General features: G+C 73.9%; 17 protein-coding genes. 12 read left to right on the forward strand and 5 right to left on the reverse strand.

Translation table 11 applies throughout. The features are described from left to right. The first annotated feature begins 50 nt into the window (after window positions 1-50). A complete protein-coding gene (locus IC607_RS14735) occupies window positions 51-1175 on the forward strand; it encodes a GuaB3 family IMP dehydrogenase-related protein (protein ID WP_191788176.1) in 1125 nt (374 codons plus the stop codon). Window positions 1176-1188: 13 nt separating this feature from the next. Here IC607_RS14735 and IC607_RS14740 read toward each other — a convergent pair whose 3' ends face one another. Next, on the reverse strand, window positions 1189-2202 hold the full coding sequence (locus tag IC607_RS14740) for a glycosyltransferase family 4 protein (protein ID WP_191788177.1): 1014 nt from the start codon (window positions 2200-2202) through the stop codon (window positions 1189-1191). A gap of 235 nt (window positions 2203-2437) precedes the next feature. On the opposite strand from IC607_RS14740, the gene IC607_RS14745 reads away from it, so the two are divergent. The 4 genes from IC607_RS14745 to IC607_RS14760 are packed head-to-tail and all read left to right on the forward strand — an operon-like array spanning window position 2438 to window position 6460. Then, window positions 2438-3565 carry a glycosyltransferase gene (locus tag IC607_RS14745; RefSeq protein WP_370526282.1) on the forward strand — a complete coding sequence of 376 codons (1128 nt, stop codon included), beginning with the start codon at window positions 2438-2440 and terminating at the stop codon, window positions 3563-3565. Next, window positions 3565-4578 (forward strand): glycosyltransferase, encoded by a 1014-nt coding sequence (locus IC607_RS14750; protein ID WP_191788179.1) that lies wholly within the window; start codon window positions 3565-3567, stop codon window positions 4576-4578. Before IC607_RS14745 ends, IC607_RS14750 begins: the two co-directional genes overlap by 1 nt. Beyond that, the gene (locus IC607_RS14755; protein WP_191788180.1) at window positions 4575-6065 is read left to right on the forward strand and encodes a glycoside hydrolase family 130 protein; all 1491 of its coding nucleotides are present in this window, start codon (window positions 4575-4577) and stop codon (window positions 6063-6065) included. Before IC607_RS14750 ends, IC607_RS14755 begins: the two co-directional genes overlap by 4 nt. Continuing rightward, window positions 6062-6460 (forward strand): cupin domain-containing protein, encoded by a 399-nt coding sequence (locus IC607_RS14760; protein ID WP_191788181.1) that lies wholly within the window; start codon window positions 6062-6064, stop codon window positions 6458-6460. The genes IC607_RS14755 and IC607_RS14760 overlap by 4 nt, the downstream gene beginning before the upstream one ends. 27 nt (window positions 6461-6487) lie before the next feature. Here IC607_RS14760 and IC607_RS14765 read toward each other — a convergent pair whose 3' ends face one another. From IC607_RS14765 to IC607_RS14780, 4 genes are read right to left on the reverse strand one after another with little or no spacing between them, the layout of a single operon-like run. Beyond that, complete coding sequence (locus IC607_RS14765) at window positions 6488-7354, reverse strand: ABC transporter ATP-binding protein (protein ID WP_370526317.1); 867 nt, start codon at window positions 7352-7354, stop codon at window positions 6488-6490. Further along, on the reverse strand, window positions 7345-8406 hold the full coding sequence (locus IC607_RS14770; RefSeq protein ID WP_370526283.1) for a FecCD family ABC transporter permease: 1062 nt from the start codon (window positions 8404-8406) through the stop codon (window positions 7345-7347). The genes IC607_RS14765 and IC607_RS14770 overlap by 10 nt, the downstream gene beginning before the upstream one ends. Further along, window positions 8403-9455 carry an iron ABC transporter permease gene (locus IC607_RS14775; protein WP_191788182.1) on the reverse strand — a complete coding sequence of 351 codons (1053 nt, stop codon included), beginning with the start codon at window positions 9453-9455 and terminating at the stop codon, window positions 8403-8405. Before IC607_RS14775 ends, IC607_RS14770 begins: the two co-directional genes overlap by 4 nt. A gap of 7 nt (window positions 9456-9462) precedes the next feature. Continuing rightward, window positions 9463-10521, reverse strand: coding sequence for an iron-siderophore ABC transporter substrate-binding protein (locus tag IC607_RS14780; RefSeq protein WP_191788183.1), 1059 nt, complete (start codon window positions 10519-10521; stop codon window positions 9463-9465). A 207-nt stretch (window positions 10522-10728) separates the two neighbouring features. On the opposite strand from IC607_RS14780, the gene IC607_RS14785 reads away from it, so the two are divergent. From IC607_RS14785 to IC607_RS14815, 7 genes are all read left to right on the forward strand, one after another. After that, window positions 10729-11490 carry a DeoR/GlpR family DNA-binding transcription regulator gene (locus IC607_RS14785; protein WP_191788184.1) on the forward strand — a complete coding sequence of 254 codons (762 nt, stop codon included), beginning with the start codon at window positions 10729-10731 and terminating at the stop codon, window positions 11488-11490. Further along, window positions 11487-12434, forward strand: coding sequence for a 1-phosphofructokinase (gene pfkB, locus IC607_RS14790; RefSeq protein WP_225225116.1), 948 nt, complete (start codon window positions 11487-11489; stop codon window positions 12432-12434). Before IC607_RS14785 ends, pfkB begins: the two co-directional genes overlap by 4 nt. Continuing rightward, complete coding sequence (locus IC607_RS14795; protein WP_191788185.1) at window positions 12431-12886, forward strand: fructose PTS transporter subunit IIA; 456 nt, start codon at window positions 12431-12433, stop codon at window positions 12884-12886. The genes pfkB and IC607_RS14795 overlap by 4 nt, the downstream gene beginning before the upstream one ends. Beyond that, the gene (locus IC607_RS14800) at window positions 12883-14409 is read left to right on the forward strand and encodes a PTS fructose transporter subunit IIC (protein ID WP_191788186.1); all 1527 of its coding nucleotides are present in this window, start codon (window positions 12883-12885) and stop codon (window positions 14407-14409) included. Before IC607_RS14795 ends, IC607_RS14800 begins: the two co-directional genes overlap by 4 nt. Before the next feature lie 26 nt (window positions 14410-14435). After that, the gene (locus tag IC607_RS14805; protein ID WP_191788187.1) at window positions 14436-14723 is read left to right on the forward strand and encodes an HPr family phosphocarrier protein; all 288 of its coding nucleotides are present in this window, start codon (window positions 14436-14438) and stop codon (window positions 14721-14723) included. Further along, on the forward strand, window positions 14720-16426 hold the full coding sequence (gene ptsP, locus IC607_RS14810; protein ID WP_191788188.1) for a phosphoenolpyruvate--protein phosphotransferase: 1707 nt from the start codon (window positions 14720-14722) through the stop codon (window positions 16424-16426). Before IC607_RS14805 ends, ptsP begins: the two co-directional genes overlap by 4 nt. Window positions 16427-16539: 113 nt before the next feature. Further along, window positions 16540-18186, forward strand: a complete 1647-nt coding sequence (locus IC607_RS14815) for a succinic semialdehyde dehydrogenase (RefSeq protein ID WP_191788189.1) — start codon at window positions 16540-16542, stop codon at window positions 18184-18186. Window positions 18187-18220: the final 34 nt, after the last annotated feature.

Here is an 18220-nt window from a genome sequence, read left to right on the forward strand (position 1 = left end):
GCAGGTGGGCCGGTTCGGGTGTGCGACGTCGGCCCCGGTAGCCTGGGCGGGTGAGCAACGAGATCGAGATCGGACGCGGCAAGCGAGGCCGCCGCGCGTACTCCTTCGACGACATCGCCGTGGTGCCCTCGCGCCGCACGCGCGACCCCGAGGAGGTCTCGGTCGGCTGGCAGATCGACGCCTACCACTTCGACCTGCCGGTCGTCGCGGCCCCGATGGACTCGGTCATGAGCCCCGACACCGCGGTGGCGCTGGGCCGCCTCGGCGGGCTCGGTGTCCTGGATCTCGAGGGACTGTGGACGCGCTACGACGACCCGACGCCGCTGCTCGCCGAGATCGCGGAGCTGGACGCCTCGCGCGCCACCGCCCGCATGCAGGAGATCTACGAGGCGCCGATCCGCCCCGAGCTCATCACCGAGCGGCTGCGCCAGGTCCGCGACGCGGGCGTCACCGTCGCCGGGGCTCTGTCGCCACAGCGCACGCAGGAGCACTGGCGCACGGTCGTCGACGCCGGCGTCGACCTGTTCGTCATCCGCGGCACGACGGTCTCCGCCGAGCACGTCTCCGGCCACGCCGAGCCGCTCAACCTCAAGCGCTTCATCTACGAGCTCGACGTGCCCGTCATCGTCGGCGGTGCGTCCACGTACACCGCGGCCCTGCACCTCATGCGCACCGGCGCCGCGGGCGTCCTGGTCGGCTTCGGCGGCGGCGCCGCGCACACGACGCGCACGTCGCTCGGCATCCACGCGCCCATGGCGACCGCGGTCGCGGACGTCGCCGCGGCGCGTCGCGACTACCTCGACGAGTCTGGCGGCCGCTACGTGCACGTCATCGCCGACGGAGGAGTGGGCCGCTCGGGCGACCTGGTCAAGGCCGTCGCGTGCGGGGCCGACGCCGTCATGCTGGGAGCCGCGCTCGCTCGTGCCACCGACGCACCCGGCCGCGGGCACCACTGGGGGCCCGAGGCGCACCACAGCAAGCTGCCCCGCGGCGAGCGCGTGGAGGTCGGCACGGCCGGCAGCCTCGAGCAGATCCTGTTCGGCCCCGGTCACACCGCGGACGGCACGCTCAACCTCATCGGTGCACTGCGTCGCGCGATGGCGACCACCGGGTACTCGGATCTCAAGGAGTTCCAGCGCGTCGAGGTCGTCGTCTCGCCCTACCAGCCGCACTGAGCAGACGGGGCGTTCAGCGCGGCGGTCCGCCCGTGTCGACGACGTGCCGGAACAGGCGCTCGTAGTCGTCGATCATCCGGGCGGCGGAGAACCGGGCGACCGCGTCCGCCCGGCACGCCGCACGGTCGAGGCCCCCGACCATGCGTACCGCCGCCACCGCCTCGTCGACGCTGCCGACGAGCGCCCCGGAGACGCCCGGCCGCACGATCTCCGGCATGGACCCACGCGCCCAGGCGACCACCGGTGTGCCCGTGACCAGCGACTCCACCACGGACAGGCCGAACGGCTCGTCGAACGCGATGAGGTGCAGGAGGGCGACGGCGCCGCCGAGCAGCCGGTCCCGCTCCGTCGGGCCCACCGGTCCGACGTAGGTCACGGACCGACCGTCGACCAGCGGTGCGACCTCCTCGCGGTAGTACCGCTCGTCCTGCACGATGCCGGCGATGACGAGCGGCAGCCCCGCGCGCCGCGCGACCTCGACCGCCGCCGCCGTCCCCTTGTCCGGGTGGATCCGGCCGAGGAACACCAGGTATTCGCCGGTCCCGGCCCCCAGGCTGAAGCCGTCGACGTCGATGCCGTGGTGGATGGTCGCGGCGTACGTCAGGTCCGGGTGCCGGTCCGCGTCGCTGATCGCGACGTAGTGCGCGACGTCGTCGTACGCCCGGAACACCGGCACGATCCGCTCCGAGGAGAAGCCGTGGATCGTGGTCACCACGGGGGTGCGGGTGAGGCGGCTGAAGACGAGCGGGAGGAAGTCGAACTGGTTCGAGACGACGTCGAACTCCTCGGCGGCCTCGAACAGCCCCGCGATGTGCAGCGCCTCGTGCACCTTCGCGTCGAGCGACCGGTCCTCCTCGTAGCCCGTGGGCGCCGTGGCTCGCAGCCGCGCGGACGTGAGTGAGTCCGCGGTCGCGAAGAGCGTGACGTCGTGGCCGCGCTCGACGAGCCCCTCGGTGAGCGTCGAGGCGACCTGCTCCCACGGCCCGTAGTCGCGCGGTGGGACCCGGTGCGCGATCGATGCCAGCACGGCGATCCTGACGGCAGCCTCCCGGGGTCGTCTGCGAGCCTACGTCGGGTGCAGCGCGTCGGCGCGGGTTACCCTTGCCGGGCACCACCATCTGGACCGGGTTCCGACCCGGTCACGGCGCGGACCCTCGGGTCGGCGCCCGGGACGCGGCCCCCCTCCTCTCCGTGCACGGCGGCACCCTTGCCGCGATCCAGCCACGCGAGAGCAGGACTGTATGGGCGTCAGCCTCGGCATCGTGTCCACCTATCCCTCGACCCAGTGCGGCATCGCGACGTTCTGCGAGTCGTTGGTCATGGCCCTGGCCCGTGCCGGCGCACAGGTGGGCGTGGTCCGGGTCGTCGACGAACCGGACCGGCCGAGGGCCCCCGTCGTCCACGACTGGGTGGCGGGGGAGCAGGGCGCGACGCAGCGCGCGGCCGCGGTGCTCGACGGGTTCGACGCGGTGCTCGTGCAGCACGAGTACGGGATCTTCCCCGGTGCGGACGGCGAGGAGGTGCTCGACGTCGTGGCGCGCCTGCACGTCCCTGTCATCACCGTGCTGCACACGGTCCTGACCCAGCCGACCCCCAACCAGCACCGCGTGCTCGCCGGCCTCGTGGCGCGCTCGGCGGCGCTCGTGACCATGACCGAGACGGCTCGCGACCGCCTGCTCGCCGGCTGGGTCGTCGACCCGACGCGCGTCACCGTCATCCCGCACGGCGCCGTGGACAACCGCAGCCATGTCGTGGGCGCGTGGACAGCGGTCCCGCCCGAGCGACGCACGGTGCTCACGTGGGGGCTGCTGTCCGAGGGCAAGGGCATCGAGTGGGCGCTCCTGGGCCTCGCGGAGCTGGGCGAGCGGATCGCGCTGCCGACGTATGTCGTGCTCGGACAGACCCACCCGCGCGTCCTGGAGCGGGAGGGCGAGGCGTACCGCGACCGGCTGGTCCGGATGTCGCGGGACCTCGGCCTGGGCGACACCGTGCGGTTCGACGGCCGCTACCTGGCCGGTCCGGTCCTGCGTCGCGCCGTGCGCGCGTGCGACGTGGTGCTGCTGCCGTACGACTCGCGCGACCAGGTCACGTCGGGTGTCCTGACCGAGGCGGTCGCGGCGGGCAAGCCGGTCGTGTCCACGGCGTTCCCGCACGCCGTCGAGCTGTTGTCGGGCGGTGCGGGTGCCCTGGTCCCGCAGCGTGACCCGTCGGCCATCGCCGCGGCGCTCGAGCGCGTGCTGACCATCGACGGCGTCGCCGAGCGGATGGCGGCCGTCGCCCGTGGGCTGACACGCGAGCTGCTGTGGCCCACGGTCGCCGAGCGGTACGTCGCGCTCGCGGCCGGGCTGCGCGACGCGCGGGGCGCGGCCGCCCTCCGCCCCGCCGTCTGATGGACGCGCGGCTGCGCTTCGACCACCTGGAACGGCTCGCGACGCCGACGGGTCTGTACGAGCACGCTCGCGGGGTGGTCCCGCGCGTCGAGCACGGGATGTGCGTGGACGACGTCGCCCGCGCGCTGCTCGTCGCCGCGCGGACCCCGGAGCCCGACGGGGGGCTGGTGGCACTCACCGATATCTTCCTGGCGTTCCTCGCCGACGCGCAGGCGCCCCAGGGGCTCATGCACAACCGACGCACCGCCGGCGGCGACTGGGTCGACGTGCCGTCGGCCGACGACCACTGGGGCCGTGCGCTGTGGGCGTGGGGAACGGCGGTGCGACGGTCGTCGTCGACCGCGGTCGTCGCCGGGGCGCGGCACGCGGCACACGTGGCGATGGCCGCCCGCTCCGTCCACCCGCGGGCGACCGCCTACGCGGCGCTGGGTGCCGTGCAGATCCTCGCCGCGGCACCCGATGACACCCGCGCCTTCGCCCTCCTGCGTGACGCCCGCGTCGCGCTCCGGGCGGACCCACCGGGCCCGGGCGCGCGCTGGCACTTCGGGCGGCTGACGTACGCCAACGCGGTGCTGCCCGAGGCGATGATCGCGATCGGTGACGCTCTCGGTGACGCCGACCTGCTGCGCGACGGCCTCGCGCTGCTGGAGTGGCTGGTCGACGAGCAGACGACGGGCCGTCACCTGTCGGTGGTACCCGCCGGCGGTCGAGGGCCCGGTGACGCACGGCCCGGCTTCGACCAGCAACCGATCGAGGTCGCGTGCCTGGCGGAGGCGGCCACGACCGCCTGGTCCGCGACCGGGGTCGACGACTGGCTCGGCGTGCTGGCCATGTGCGTCGGGTGGTTCGAAGGCGACAACGACGGCGCGCTGCCGATGCGCGACGCCACGACCGGCGGCTGCTACGACGGGCTGCTGCGCGGTTCGGTGAACACCAACCAGGGTGCCGAGTCGACCCTGGCGTGGCTCGCGACCCAGCAGCTCGGCCTGGCGGGCGTGCGGGCCGTGCGATGAGTCCCGACCCCGACTGGGTGCGACGGACCGACGTGGCGCTGCGCCCGGACCGGGCCCGCGTGGTGAGCGCCCTGTTCCTGCCCGGCCAGGAGACGGTGACCGCGGGCGAGTCGCGGTCCGCGCAGGTGGTGGAGCGGGTGCTGGCCCTGTCCGACGACGACGTCGCCGCCGAGCTCGACGAGCTGGCGCGGGCCTTCGACGAGCGTCACCGCGACCTGCGGACCGTGTGGGCCGAGCACTTCGCTCTCGTCGAGCACCGCGTCCCGGACCCGCGCGCGCTCGGCGCGGCGCGGCGCCTCCTCGTCGGCGCGGCCTTCACGCACGAGGTCGCGATCGAGGGTGCGGCGCTGTGCAACCCGTCGATCGTGCCGCACCCCGACCAGGCGGGGCTGGCCCCCGGGGCGACGCGGTTCGTCCTGACGCTCCGGGCGGTCGCCGAGGGGCACGTGTCGGGCGCGGAGCTGCGCGCGGGGACGATCGACGCGGCCGGGTCGATCATGCTGGACGCCGCCCCGAGGTTCGCGGTCCGGGCGGACGCGCGCCCGGCGTCGTACTCGCGGGCGGGCTTCGAGCACCAGCTCGACGACTTCGGCGGGGACCTGACCAACGCCCGCTTCGTGCTCGCTTCGCTCGGCGACACGTTCGACCGCGACGAGCTCGACCGGGCGCTCGCGGCACTGCGTGAGCAGAAGCTCACGCGGGGAGCGGCGGTGCGCACGATCGAGCTGTTCGAGCGGATGGCGGACTGCTCGTACGCGGTGGAGTTCCCGCCGGACTCCGCCCTGGCGGAGCGCGTGCTGCTGCCCCGCGGTCCCGCGGAGAGTCACGGCATCGAGGACGTGCGGATGGTGCGCTTCGACTCCGGCGAGTACGTGGGCACCTACTCCGCGTACGACGGCTACCGGGTGTATATGCAGATGCTGCGGACCTGGGACTTCGTCTCGTTCACCGCGACGGCACTGAGCGGTCCGGGCACGCGCGACAAGGGCCTGGCGCTGTTCCCGCGCGCGGTCGGTGGCCGCCACCTCGCCCTCGCGCGAGCCGGCCGGGAGAGCAACGGCGTCTGCGCCTCGGCGGACCTGCTGCGCTGGGACGAGCCCGTGCCTGTGCAGCGGCCCGAGCAAGGGTGGGAGGCCGTCCAGCTCGGCAACTGCGGGTCCCCGATCGAGACCGAGCAGGGGTGGCTTGTGCTCACCCACGGCGTGGGTCCGATGCGCGTGTACAGCATCGGCGCCGTGCTGCTCGACCTCGAGGACCCGACCGTGGTCGTCGGCCGCCTGCGCCGCCCGCTGCTGACGCCCGCGCCCGACGAACGGTCCGGTTACGTGCCGAACGTCGTCTACTCGTGCGGCGCGATGGTCCACGGCCGCACGCTCGTCCTCCCGTACGGGCGGAGCGACACGACGACCGGGATCGCCCTGGTCGACCTCGACGCGCTGCTCACCGAGCTGCGCACGGGAGCACCCTCGACGAAGGAGGACCGATGACCGATCCGCACGCGGAGTTCTCGCGCACCCAGCTGCAGGACAAGCCGTGGGGCCACGAGGCCATCTACGCGGCGGGAGAGCACGGGTACGTCGGCAAGCTCATCGCCGTGACGGCCGGGCATGCGTTGAGCCTGCAGTTCCACGAGGAGAAGGACGAGACGCTGAGCGTCGTCTCCGGAGAGGCGACCTTCGAGCACGGCGTGTCGGCGGACCGGCTCGTGTCGCGGGTCATGCGGCCGGGGGACACCGCGCACGTGCCCGCGAGGCTGCTGCACCGGATCACCGCGACCAGCGACCTCGTGTTCGCGGAGTCCTCGACGGCCGCACCGGGATGGCGCGACGACGTCACGCGGCTCGAGGACCGGTACGGCCGCGGCGGCACGACGAAGCCGTGACCTGCCGCCTCGCTGCTGAGGCGGGGCTCAGCGCAGCGCGTCGGCCGGCAGCGGCGACTCCGGGGCGGAGCGCTCGTCGTCGCTCGCCGCTGCCGTGCCGCTGTGGTGCCGGCCGACCGGCAGGACCAGCGGCGTCCGCGACACCGGGTCGGTGATGACGCGGGCCGACATGCCGAACACGTCGGCGACCATCTGCTCGGTGACGACCTCGGCGGGGGAGCCCTGCGAGTACAGGCGTCCGGAGCGGATCGCCACCAGGTGGTCGGCGTAGCGCGCGGCGAGGTTGAGGTCGTGCAGGACCATGACGATCGTCGTCCCGCGCCGCCGGTTCAGGTCCGTGAGCAGGTCCAGGACCTCGACCTGGTGCGCGACGTCGAGGAACGTCGTCGGCTCGTCGAGCAGCAGCACGTCGGTCTGCTGGGCCAGGGCCATCGCGATCCAGACGCGCTGGCGCTGTCCGCCCGACAGCTCGTCGATCGAGCGGTCCGCGAGGTCCAGGGTGTCGGTCGCGGCGAGGGCCTCCTCGACCGCGACGTCGTCGTCGTGCGTCCAGCGCCGGAACCAGCCCTGGTGCGGGTAGCGGCCGCGACCGACGAGGTCGGCGACCGCGATGCCCTCGGGGCTGACCGGCGTCTGGGGGAGCAGGCCCAGCACGGTGGCGACCTCGCGCGACGGGAGGTCGCCGATGGGCCTGCCGTCCAGCAGCACGGTGCCCGAGGTGGTCTTGAGCAGACGAGCCATCGCGCGCAGCAGGGTGGACTTGCCGCACGCGTTGGCCCCGACGATCGTCGTGATCGCACCCTGCGGGATCTCGAGCGTCATGTCGTGGACCACGACGCGCTCGTCGTACCCGATCGTCGCGGCCTCGACGGCCAGCGTGTGCTTCACAGGGATCCTCCCGAGCGGTTGGACCTGGCCAGGAGCCAGAGCAGGTAGGGCGCGCCCAGCACGCCGGTGACGACCCCCACCGGGAACCGGAGGCCCAGCAGGTGCTGACCGGCGTAGTCACCGACGAGCACGAGCAGCGCGCCGACGAGCGCCGCCGGCCACAGCAGCGGTCCGCTGCCGCGCACCAGACGGTGGGCGATGGGGCCGGCAAGGAACGCGACGAACGCGATCGGCCCGGCGGCCGCGGTACCGACGGAGACGAGGGCGACGGCCACGACCAGCAGCACGAGCCGGCTGCGGTCGGCGGAGACACCGAGCGCGGTCGAGGCGTCGTCGCCCAGCTGGAGCGCCGAGAGCGGACGGGACAGCACGGTCGCGAGCGGCGCGAGAACCGCGACGGCGACCGCGAGCGGGCGGACGACCGGCCAGAAGGCAGAGTTCAGGCTGCCGGTGAGCCAGCGCATCGCCTCGTTCACGTCGTAGATCGCGGCGCGGGACAGGGTGTACGAGATCACGGAGTCGAGCATCGCCCCGACCGCGATGCCGATCAGGATCAGGCGCGTGCCGTGCACGCCGCGACGCCACGAGAGCGCGTAGATGACCCCGGCCACGCCGATGCCGGCAGCGACGGCGACGGCCGACAGGGCCGGCCCGCTGATGCTGAAGGCCGTGATGGCGACGACCGCTGCGGCGCTCGACCCCGCGCTGATACCGATGACGTCGGGGCTGGCCAGGACGTTGCGGAGCATGGTCTGGAACATGACACCGCCCATGCCGAACGCGATCCCGACCAGGATCCCGGTCAGCGCGCGGGGCAGTCTCAGGTCGCCGACCGTGAAGCTCGCACCGTCGACGTGCTGGCCCAGGACGACGCGGAACACGTCGACCGGCGAGTACGAGCGCTCGCCGACGCACAGCGTGAGAAGAGTGACCGCGAGCAGGGCGACGACGAGCACGACGAGCACCAGCCGCCAGCGGCGCGACCGGGCACGCCGGCCGGCACCGACGAGGGCACCGGGAGCCGCGGCGGACGCGGGGGTGGTCAGGGTCGCTGTCACAGCTCACGCACCTTGCTGCGGCGGATGATCACGATGAAGAACGGGGCGCCGAGAAGCGCCGTCATGATGCCGACCTCGAGGTCCTGGGGGCGGGTCAGGATGCGGCCCAGGACGTCCGCGCCCAGGAGCAGCGCGGCGCCGAACGCGGCGGAGTACGGCAGGAGCCAGCGATGCGTGGGTCCCGTGAAGGTGCGGGCCAGGTGGGGCATGACCAGGCCGACGAAGGCGATGGGGCCGGCGATCGCCGTCGCGGAACCCGCCAGCAGGACGGCGGCGGCGGCGCCCAGCAGCCGGATGCTCCCGGTCCGCTGACCGAGCCCGACGGCCAGGTCGTCCCCGAGCGCGAGCGCGTCGAGCCCACGGGCCGACGCCAGCGCCAGCAGCGCACCGACGACGAAGAACGGCAGGACCTCGCCGATCTGCGTGAAGTCGGCGCGGCCGAGGGAGCCGACCTGCCAGAACCGGAAGCTCTCGAGCACGTCGTTGCGGGCGAGCAGGACCATGGAGACCATCGAGCTGATGGCGGCGGTCGTCGCGGCGCCGGCCAGCGCGAGCTTGAGCGGTGTGGCGCCCTCGCGGCCCAACGAGCCGATGGCGTACACGAGCCCGGCCGCCAGGGCGGCGCCGAGGAACGCGAGCCAGATGTACTGGTTCAGGTCGGAGAGGCCGAACCACGCGATGCCGACGACCACGAGCAGCGACGCACCGGCGTTGACGCCGAGGATCCCCGGGTCGGCCAGCGGGTTGCGCGTCAGGCCCTGCATGACGGCGCCGGCCAGGCCGAGCGCGGCACCGACGAGCAGGCCCAGCACGGTGCGGGGGATGCGGGCGTGCACGGCGGCCTGTGCGATGTCGTCGGGCGCGGGGTTCAGGACGCCACCGACGACGTCCGGCCAGCTGACGACGCGGGAGCCGAACGCGAGCGACGCGACGGAGAAGAGCACCAGCACCGCGACGCAGACGAGCAGGCCCAGCACGCGTCGCCGACGCATCGACACCGGCCGCCCCCCCCAGGGGGCGACCGGTGTGGGTGCTGGTGCCAGGGTCATGCGTAGGTCACTTGACGTTCTTGGCCGCGGCCTCGAACAGGTCGAGGTACTTGTCGAGGCCCCACGGCACGGACAGGATCGTCGGGCCGGAGGTCGACGCCGCGAACGGGGTGTTGTCCGGGACGACGACGACCGCACCGTTCTTCACCGCGGGGATCTTGCCGAGCAGCGGGTCCTTCTGCAGCCACGCGAGCGTGGTGTCGTCGCCGTAGGTGACGAGGATGTCGGCGTCGGAGAGCTTGTCGGCGTTCTCCGAGCTGATGTACCCGCCGAACCCGGTGAGCTCGCTGAAGCCGGCCACCGAGGGCGCCACCTTCATGCCGAAGTCCTCGACGTACTGCACGCGGGCGTCGACGCCGGTGTAGATCCAGAGCTTGCTCTTGTCGGCCTTGTCGGCGGCCGTGTAGACGAACGTCTTGCCGGCGATGTCGGGCCGGGTCGCGAGCGCGCTCGTGATCTGCTTCTCGATCTCGTCGATCTTGGCCTGCGCCTCGGCCTTCTTGCCGATGGCCTCGCCGTCGACCAGGGCCATGTCGCGCCAGTTGGTGCCCCACGCGACCGTGGGGAAGGAGACGGTGGGGGCGATCGCCGAGAGCGTCGTCCAGTCCTCCTTCGTGATGCCGGACTGGGCGGCGAGGATGACGTCGGGGTTCGTGTCGTTGACGGCCTCGAAGTCGGTGCCGTCGGTCTCGTCGAACAGCTGGGGCGCCTTGTCGCCTGTCGCGCCGAGCTTCTGCAGTGCGTCGTACGCCCACGGCAGGACGCCGTCGCCGTTGTCGTCGCCGTAGTTCGCCTTGGCGAAGCCGACGGGCACGATGCCCAGCGCGATCGCGACGTCCTGGTTGCCCCACGCGATGCTCGCGACGCGCTCAGGCTGCTTGTCGATCGTCGTCTCGCCGAACGTGTTCTTGAGCGTCACGGGGAACGCGTCGGCAGCGGCGGAGGCCGTGTCGCTGGACGTCGCGGCGGGCGTGGCGTCGTCGTCGCCCGACGAGCAGGCGGCCAGGGCCAGGGCCGCGACGGCGGCAAGAGCAGCGAGCCGGGCGGGCCGGAGTGCGGTGCGCATGGGAGTCCTCGGATCGGGATCGGATAAGGCGAGCCTCACCTTACGGCCCGCGGACCCGATCCGGGAATCGGGACGTGCGTCACAAGCCCGTTCCCACACCCGTTCATGTCCGAATGACTTTGAATCTCTTGACATCTGTCCGTTTCGAGTCCATTCTCAGTGTCAGAAGGGCCGGAACGGACCGGTTCGCAGGACATCGGAGCTGATGTGTACGCACCGGAGCGGCACCAGAAGATCCTCGCCACCGCGCGGGCCGACGGTCGGGTCGACGTCGCGGGCCTCGCGGCCACCCTGGACGTGACACCGGAGACGATCCGGCGCGACCTCACCGCGCTCGAGCGGCACGGGCTGGTCCGGCGCGTCCACGGCGGGGCCATCCCCGTCGAGCGGCTCGGCTTCGAGCCCGGCATCGCAGACCGCGAGGGCATGCTCGCAGGGGAGAAGGAGCGCATCGCCAAGGCAGCGCTCGACGAGCTGCCGGACGGTGGGGCGGTCATCCTCGACGCCGGCACCACGACCGTCCGCCTGGCCGAGCTGCTGCCCGACGACCGCGACCTCACAGTCGTGACGCATGCGCTCCCCGTCGCGACGGTCCTCGCGCCGCGGCCCAACATCACGCTGCACCTCGTCGGGGGGACCGTGCGTGGGCGGACCCTGGCGGCCGTCGGGTCCTGGGCCCTGCGCGAGCTGGGCGAGATCCACGCCGACGTCGCCTTCCTGGGGACCAACGCCATCAGCGTCGAGCACGGGCTGAGCACACCGGACCTGTCGGAGGCCGCGGTCAAGCAGGCGCTCGCCGCGGCGGCCCGTCGCACGGTGGTCCTCGCGGACCACACCAAGCTGGGCCGCACCGACTTCGCGCACGTGGCGCCGCTGTCCGCCGTGGACACGCTCATCACCGACTCCGGCGCGGCCGTCGAGCTGGTCGACGAGCTCGAGGCCGCCGGCCTGCAGGTGGTGCGCGCATGATCGTCACGCTCACCCCCAACCCGAGCCTCGACCGCGCGCTCGACGTGCACCGGCTGGTGCCCGGCGAGGTCGTCCGCGCGACGGCCGTCCACGTCCACCCGGGCGGCAAGGGCACCAACGTCAGCCGCGCGCTGGTGCGGCACGGGGTCGCGTCGCGCGCAGTCCTGCCCGTCGGCGGCGCGGACGGTGAACGGCTCGTCGAGCTGCTGGCCGCGCAGGGTGTCCCGGTGGTGGCGGTCCCCGTCGCCGGCGACACCCGCACCAACATCACGCTCGCGGAGCGGTCGGGGACCACGACGAAGATCAACGCCCCCGGCGCCACACTGTCGGGCGCGGAGGTGGACGCCCTCCTCGGTGCCCTCGCCGCGGCGCTCGACGGCGCGAGCGGGCTCGTCGCCGCCGGGAGCCTGCCCTCGGGTGCCACCGACGACCTCTTCGTCCGCGCCGCCGCGCTCGCGGCGGACCGCGGCATCCCGTTCGCGCTCGACACCTCGGGCGAACCGCTCGAGCGGTCCGCGCGTGCGGGCGGGCTGGACCTGCTCAAGCCCAACGACAACGAGCTCGCGGCGCTCGTCGGGCGCCCGCTGACCACCGTGGGGGACGTCGTCGACGCCGCCCGCGAGGTGATCGCAGCCGGGACGCGGTACGTGCTGGTGTCGCTCGGCGCGCACGGCGCGCTGCTGGTCACCGGCGAGCGCACGTGGTGGGCCGGCGGCGAGCCGCTGGTCCCGCTGTCCACCGTCGGCGCGGGGGACATGACCCTCGCCGGCTTCCTGTCTGCGGACGGCCCCGCCGCCGACCGCCTCCGCACGGCCGTCGCGTGGGGGCGCGCGGCCGTGCGCATGCCCGGTACCGCCGTACCGGATCCCGCAGCCGTCGACCTCGCCGCCGTGCGGGTGCTCGAGGCCCCCGACCCCCGCCTCACCCCGAAGGAGCTGCTGTGAGCACCCCACTCATCACCGCGGACCTGGTCGCCGTCGACCTGGCCGCAGCGGACCGCGACGACGCGACCCGCCACCTCATCGGCCTGCTGGCCGCGGCCGGCCGCGTCACCGACGCCGACGGCTTCCACGCCGACGTCCGGGCCCGCGAGGCGCAGATGGCGACGGGGATGCCCGGCGGGATCGGCCTGCCGCACGCCCGCTCGGAGCACGTCACCGCGCCCAGCCTGGCCATCGGCCGGCTGACGCAGGGCGTCGACTGGGGTGCCCCCGACGGCCCCGCGACGCTCGTCTTCCTCATCGCCGCGCCCGCGACGGGCGAGGGCGACCACCTGCAGATCCTGGCCGCACTGGCGCGGCGTCTGGTCCACGAGTCGTTCACGACCTCGCTGCGGGAGGCGCCCGACGCCGCCACCGTCGCCGAGATCGTCACCCGAGAGGTCGTGCCGTCATGAAGTTCGTCGCCGTCTCCTCCTGCCCCACGGGCATCGCCCACACGTACATGGCCGCAGAGGCGCTCGAGCAGGCCGGCCGCGCCGCCGGCCACGAGGTCGTCGTCGAGACCCAGGGTGCCGCCGGCTCGACACCCCTCGACCCCGCCGTGATCGCCGCGGCCGACGGCGTCATCTACGCCGCGGACCTCGAGGTCCGCGACAAGGAGCGCTTCGCGGGCAAGCCGTTCGTCGACGTGGGTGTGAAGAAGGCCGTGCACGACGCGCCGGGCGTCCTGGCCGCGGCGATCGCCGCGGTGGAGGCGGGAGTGCCTGCCGCCACGTCGGCCGCCGTGCACACGCCGTCGCCCGCCACCAAGGTGGACAGGAACGCGAGCGTCGGTACCCGGGTCCGGCAGTGGCTCATGACCGGCGTCAGCTACATGATCCCGTTCGTCGCCGCGGGCGGCATCCTCATCGCGCTCGGCTTCATGCTGGCCGGGATCGCGTGGGACGGCGGCAACGGCGCCGTCGAGGTCACCAAGATCCCGGTCACCGACCTCGTGTCGAACTTCGACCCGACGTCGCTGCAGCAGTGGTCGGCGGTGCTGTTCCAGACCGGCGCGCTCGCGTTCGGGTTCCTGGTGCCGGTGCTGTCCGGGTTCATCGCCTACGCGATCGCCGACCGGCCGGGCCTCGTGCCCGGGTTCGTCGGTGGCGCTGCGTCCGTCGCCGTCGGCGCCGGCTTCCTGGGCGGCCTGGTCACCGGCTTCGTCGCCGGTGGTCTGGCCTGGTGGATCAGCCGCTGGAACGTGCCGAAGGGCGTGCGCGGGGTGATGCCCGTCGTCGTGACGCCGCTGCTGAGCTCGCTGCTCGTCGGCATCATCACCCTCGTCGTCATCGGTCGGCCCATCGCCGCCGCGATGGACCACCTCAGCGACTGGCTCAACGGCCTGTCGGGGAACAACCTGGTGCTGCTGGGGGCCCTGCTCGGCGCGATGATGGGCTTCGACCTGGGTGGTCCGGTCAACAAGGTCGCCTACACGTTCGCCGTGACCGGCCTCGCGACGGAAGGCCTGACGGCCGACGCGAACCAGTACAAGATCATGGCCGCGGTGATGGCCGCCGGCATGGTCGCGCCGCTGGCCATGGCGCTCGCGACGACCGTCCGCAAGAGCCTGTTCACCCATGCCGAGCGCGAGAACGGCAAGGCCGCGTGGCTGCTGGGTGCCTCGTTCATCTCCGAGGGCGCCATCCCGTTCGCCGCGGCGGACCCGTGGCGCGTCATCGTGTCCTCCGTGGTCGGCTCGTCGGTGGCCGGTGCGGTGTCGATGGCGTTCGGCGCCGGACTGCGTGCCCCGCACGGCGGCATCTGGGTGCTGCCCCTGATCTCGAACTTCTGGGGCTTCCTGGTCGCGGTGCTCGTCGGCATGGTCATCAGCTGCGCCATCGTCATCGCGCTCAAGAGCGCACGCCCCAGCGCGGTCGTCCAGGCCGAGCAGGCCGCCGACGCCCAGCTCGCCGCCGCCGTCGCCACGGCCGCCTGAGCCCGCCACCCGGAGAGGAAACCACCATGTCCCAGCGCACCGTCGCCGTCGCCTCCCGCGTCGGCCTGCACGCCCGGCCCGCCATGATCTTCACGCAGGCCGTCGAGGCCTCGGGCGTCCCGGTCACCATCGCCCGCCCGGGCGGCGAGCCCGTCGACGCCGGGTCGATCCTGTTCGTGATGTCGCTCGGCGTGCCGTCGGGCGAGGAGGTCAGGCTCGAGGCCGACGGCCCCGACGCCGACCGCGTCCTCGACGAGCTGGTCACCCTGCTCGCGACGGACCTCGACGCACCAGAAGCCTCGGAGGCGTCGTGACCACCGGCGTCGCGGTCGTCCTGCAGGGTGTCGGCGTGGGGCGCCGGGCCGCGGTCGGGCCGGTCGCCCGGGTCCAGCCCGTCCCCGCGGTGCCGGGCGACGCGCCGCTCGTGGTCGGCGGCGAGGTCCTGACGGGGGAGCGGGCGCAGGAGGTGGTCTCCCGGGCGTTCGCCGACGTGTCCGCCGCGCTGGCCGGCCAGTCGCGCCGCGCCACCGGCACGGTCAAGGACGTCCTGGCGGCCACGGCGCAGATGGCCGACGACCGCGCGCTGCGCAGCCAGGTGCTGACGCGCGTCGGCGCGGGCGAGCCGGTCGTGGCCGCCGTCGACGGGGTCGTCGAGACGTTCGCGACGATGTTCACGCAGGCCGGCGGCTACCTCGCCGAGCGCGTCACCGACCTGCGCTCCGTGCGCGACCGCGTGGTCGCGGCGGCGATGGGGCTGCCGGCGCCGGGCGTGCCCGAGCTCACGGAGCCGTCGGTCGTCGTCGCGACCGACCTGGCGCCCGCCGACACCGCCGCGCTCGACCTCGACAAGGTCCTCGCGATCGTCACCGAGCTGGGCGGACCCACGGGGCACACCGCGATCATCGCCGGGCAGCTCGGCCTGCCGTGCCTGGTGCGCGTGCACGGGGTCACGGACCTGGCCGACGGGACGCGGGTAGCGGTCGACGCTGCGAGCGGGCTGGTCACCGTGGACCCCGACGACGCGCTCGTGGCGGAGCTCGACCGCCGCGCGGCGGCCGAGCGGGCACTCGAGTCCGACACCGACGCCGGAGCCACCGCCGACGGGCACACCGTGCAGCTCCTGGCCAACATCGGCACCGCCGCCGATGCCGTCCGGGTCGCGGGCACTGCCGCGGAGGGGGTCGGGCTGTTCCGGACCGAGGTGCTCTTCCTCGAGGCCACCGCCGAGCCGACGGTCGCCGAGCAGTCCGCCGCGTACGCCGCGGCCCTGGCAGCGCTGCCCGGCCGCAAGGTCGTCGTGCGCACGCTCGATGCGGGCGCCGACAAGCCGCTGGCCTTCGCGACCCAGCCGGACGAGGAGAATCCCGCGCTCGGCGTGCGCGGCTACCGCCTGGTGCGCACCAACGCCGACCTCGTCGAGCACCAGCTCGAGGCCCTCGCCCAGGCGCAGCGCAGCACGGGGCAGGCGCCGTGGGTCATGGCGCCCATGATCGCGACCGCCGACGAGGCGCGCGACTTCGCGCGCCGCGCCCGGGCGCACGGCATCGAGCGCGTCGGCGTCATGGTCGAGGTGCCGTCCGCGGCGCTGCGCGCGGCCGAGATCCTCGCGGAGGTCGACTTCGTCTCGCTCGGCACCAACGACCTGGCGCAGTACACGATGGCGACCGACCGGCTGCGCGGTGAGCTGGCCGACCTGCTGGACCCGTGGCAGCCGGCCGTGCTGGACCTGGTCGCGGCGACCGCCCGCGCAGGGACGCAGCTCGGCAAGCCGGTGGGTGTCTGCGGCGAGTCGGCCGCCGACCCGGTGTTCGCGCTCGTGCTCGTCGGGCTCGGGGTGACGAGCCTGTCGATGTCGTCGGGTGCGCTGCCCGCCGTGCGGTTCGCGGTGCGGAGTCACACCCTCGAGCGGTGCCGCGAGCTGGCCGCAGGGGCGCTCGCGGCGGCGTCGGCACAGGCCGCGCGCGACGTCGTCGTCGACGGGCTGGACCCGGACGTCCGCGCGGCGCTGGGCGTCTGAGGGCGTCGGCGTGCTGCCCGTCCGGGCGGCACGCCGCGCCGACCGATCGACTGGCCGATAGACGGCGCGGCGCGTCGCCGGTCCGGGCCGGACTCGCGCGTACGCTGGCGAGCATGGCGCACGATCCTTCCGGAACCGGCCCCGCCGAGCTGTACGACCCCGAGTCGGACCCGCTCGCGACGTACGTGCTGGAGCCCGACGACGTCCGACCGCTGCTGGCCCGCATCGTCGCGTCGCCCGGCGCCTCGACGCACACGTCGCTCGCACCGTTCACGGGCGCCCCGATCGCAGCGGTGCCGCTGTCGACGCCCGACGACGTGGCGCGCGCGGCCCGCACGGCCCGGGCGGCACACCGGCTGTGGGCCGCCCGTCCGCTGCACGAGCGCACGGCGGTCCTCCTGCGCTTCCACGACCTGGTGCTCGACCGGCAGAGCGACGTGCTCGACCTCATCCAGGTGGAGAACGGCAAGGCCCGCGTCGCGGCGTTCGAGGAGGTCGCCGACATCGCGCTCGTCGCCCGCCACTACGCCGCGCGCGCCGGCCGCTACCTGCGCACGCGTCGCGTCCCCGGCGTGGTCCCGGGCCTGACGAGCACGCGCGTGCTGCGCCACCCCGTCGGTGTGGTCGGCATCATCGCGCCCTGGAACTTCCCCCTCACGCTGACGATCGGCGACGTCCTGCCCGCGCTCGTGGCCGGCAACGGCGTGGTGCTGCGGCCCGACCCGCAGACGGCGCTGACCGCGCTGTGGGCCGCCGAGCAGCTCGAGGAGGCCGGGCTGCCGGCCGGCCTGCTGCAGGTCGTCGTCGGCGACGGGCCGACGGTCGGCGCGGCCGTCGTCGAGCACGTGGACCACGTGTCGTTCACGGGCTCGACGCGGACGGGGCGGATCGTCGCAGCCCAGGCGGGCGAGCGTCTGGTCCCGGCCACACTGGAGCTCGGTGGCAAGAACCCCATGTACGTGGCGGAGGACGTCGACGTCGAGGTCACGGCCGAGGGTGCCGTGCGCGCGTGCTTCGTCGGCACCGGCCAGGTGTGCGTCTCGATCGAGCGGATGTACGTCCACGAGGACGTGTACGACGACTTCGTCGAGGCGTTCACGCGCCGCACGCGTGCGCTACGCCTGGGCGCCGGGCTCGACTACCGCGCCGAGGTCGGGTCGCTGACCTCGGCGGCGCAGCTCGCGACCGTCGTCGAGCACGTCGAGGACGCCGTCGGGCACGGCGCCACCGTGCTGGCCGGGGGCGTGCACCGCGCCGACCTGGGCCCGTGGTTCTACGAGCCGACGATCCTGACGGACGTCCCCGAGCAGGCGCGCCTGTACCGCGAGGAGACGTTCGGCCCCGTGGTCGCGCTGTACAAGGTCGCGTCCGACGACGAGGCCGTGGCCGCCATGAACGACAGCGAGTTCGGCCTCAACGCGAGCATCTGGACCGCCGACACCCGCCGCGGCGCCGCGCTCGCACGCCGCGTCCGGGCCGGCAGCGTCAACGTCAACGAGGGGTACGTCGCCACGTGGGGTTCGGTCGGCGCACCGCAGGGTGGCGTCGGCTCGTCGGGCCTCGGTGCCCGCCACGGTCGTGAAGGCCTGTGGGAAACGACCCGCCTGCAGACCGTGGCCGTCCAGCACGGCGTGCACGGGCTCGCGGGCGGCCGCATCCCGAGCATCGGGCTGAACCGGCTCTTCGAGCTCGGCACCGCGACCTGGCCGGCCGTCTACACCGAGCTGCTGCGCGTCATGAGGGCTGCCCGCCTGCCCTGATCCGGAGGCCGAACCAGGCCCACGCGGCGGCGCT

This window comes from Cellulomonas sp. JH27-2 (assembly GCF_014837175.1).
Lineage (GTDB): Bacteria > Actinomycetota > Actinomycetes > Actinomycetales > Cellulomonadaceae > Cellulomonas.

Bases quoted from the DNA above. Each gene is read 5' to 3' on its own strand.
- IC607_RS14800 (WP_191788186.1), top strand. From the start codon at position 12,883: ATGAAGTTCGTCGCCGTCTCCTCCTGCCCCACGGGCATCGCCCACACG.
- IC607_RS14755 (WP_191788180.1), top strand. From the start codon at position 4,575: ATGAGTCCCGACCCCGACTGGGTGCGACGGACCGACGTGGCGCTGCGC.
- IC607_RS14775 (WP_191788182.1), bottom strand. From the start codon at position 9,455: ATGACCCTGGCACCAGCACCCACACCGGTCGCCCCCTGGGGGGGGCGG.
- IC607_RS14805 (WP_191788187.1), top strand. From the start codon at position 14,436: ATGTCCCAGCGCACCGTCGCCGTCGCCTCCCGCGTCGGCCTGCACGCC.
- IC607_RS14815 (WP_191788189.1), top strand. From the start codon at position 16,540: ATGGCGCACGATCCTTCCGGAACCGGCCCCGCCGAGCTGTACGACCCC.
- IC607_RS14780 (WP_191788183.1), bottom strand. From the start codon at position 10,521: ATGCGCACCGCACTCCGGCCCGCCCGGCTCGCTGCTCTTGCCGCCGTC.
- IC607_RS14760 (WP_191788181.1), top strand. From the start codon at position 6,062: ATGACCGATCCGCACGCGGAGTTCTCGCGCACCCAGCTGCAGGACAAG.
- pfkB (WP_225225116.1), top strand. From the start codon at position 11,487: ATGATCGTCACGCTCACCCCCAACCCGAGCCTCGACCGCGCGCTCGAC.
- IC607_RS14750 (WP_191788179.1), top strand. From the start codon at position 3,565: ATGGACGCGCGGCTGCGCTTCGACCACCTGGAACGGCTCGCGACGCCG.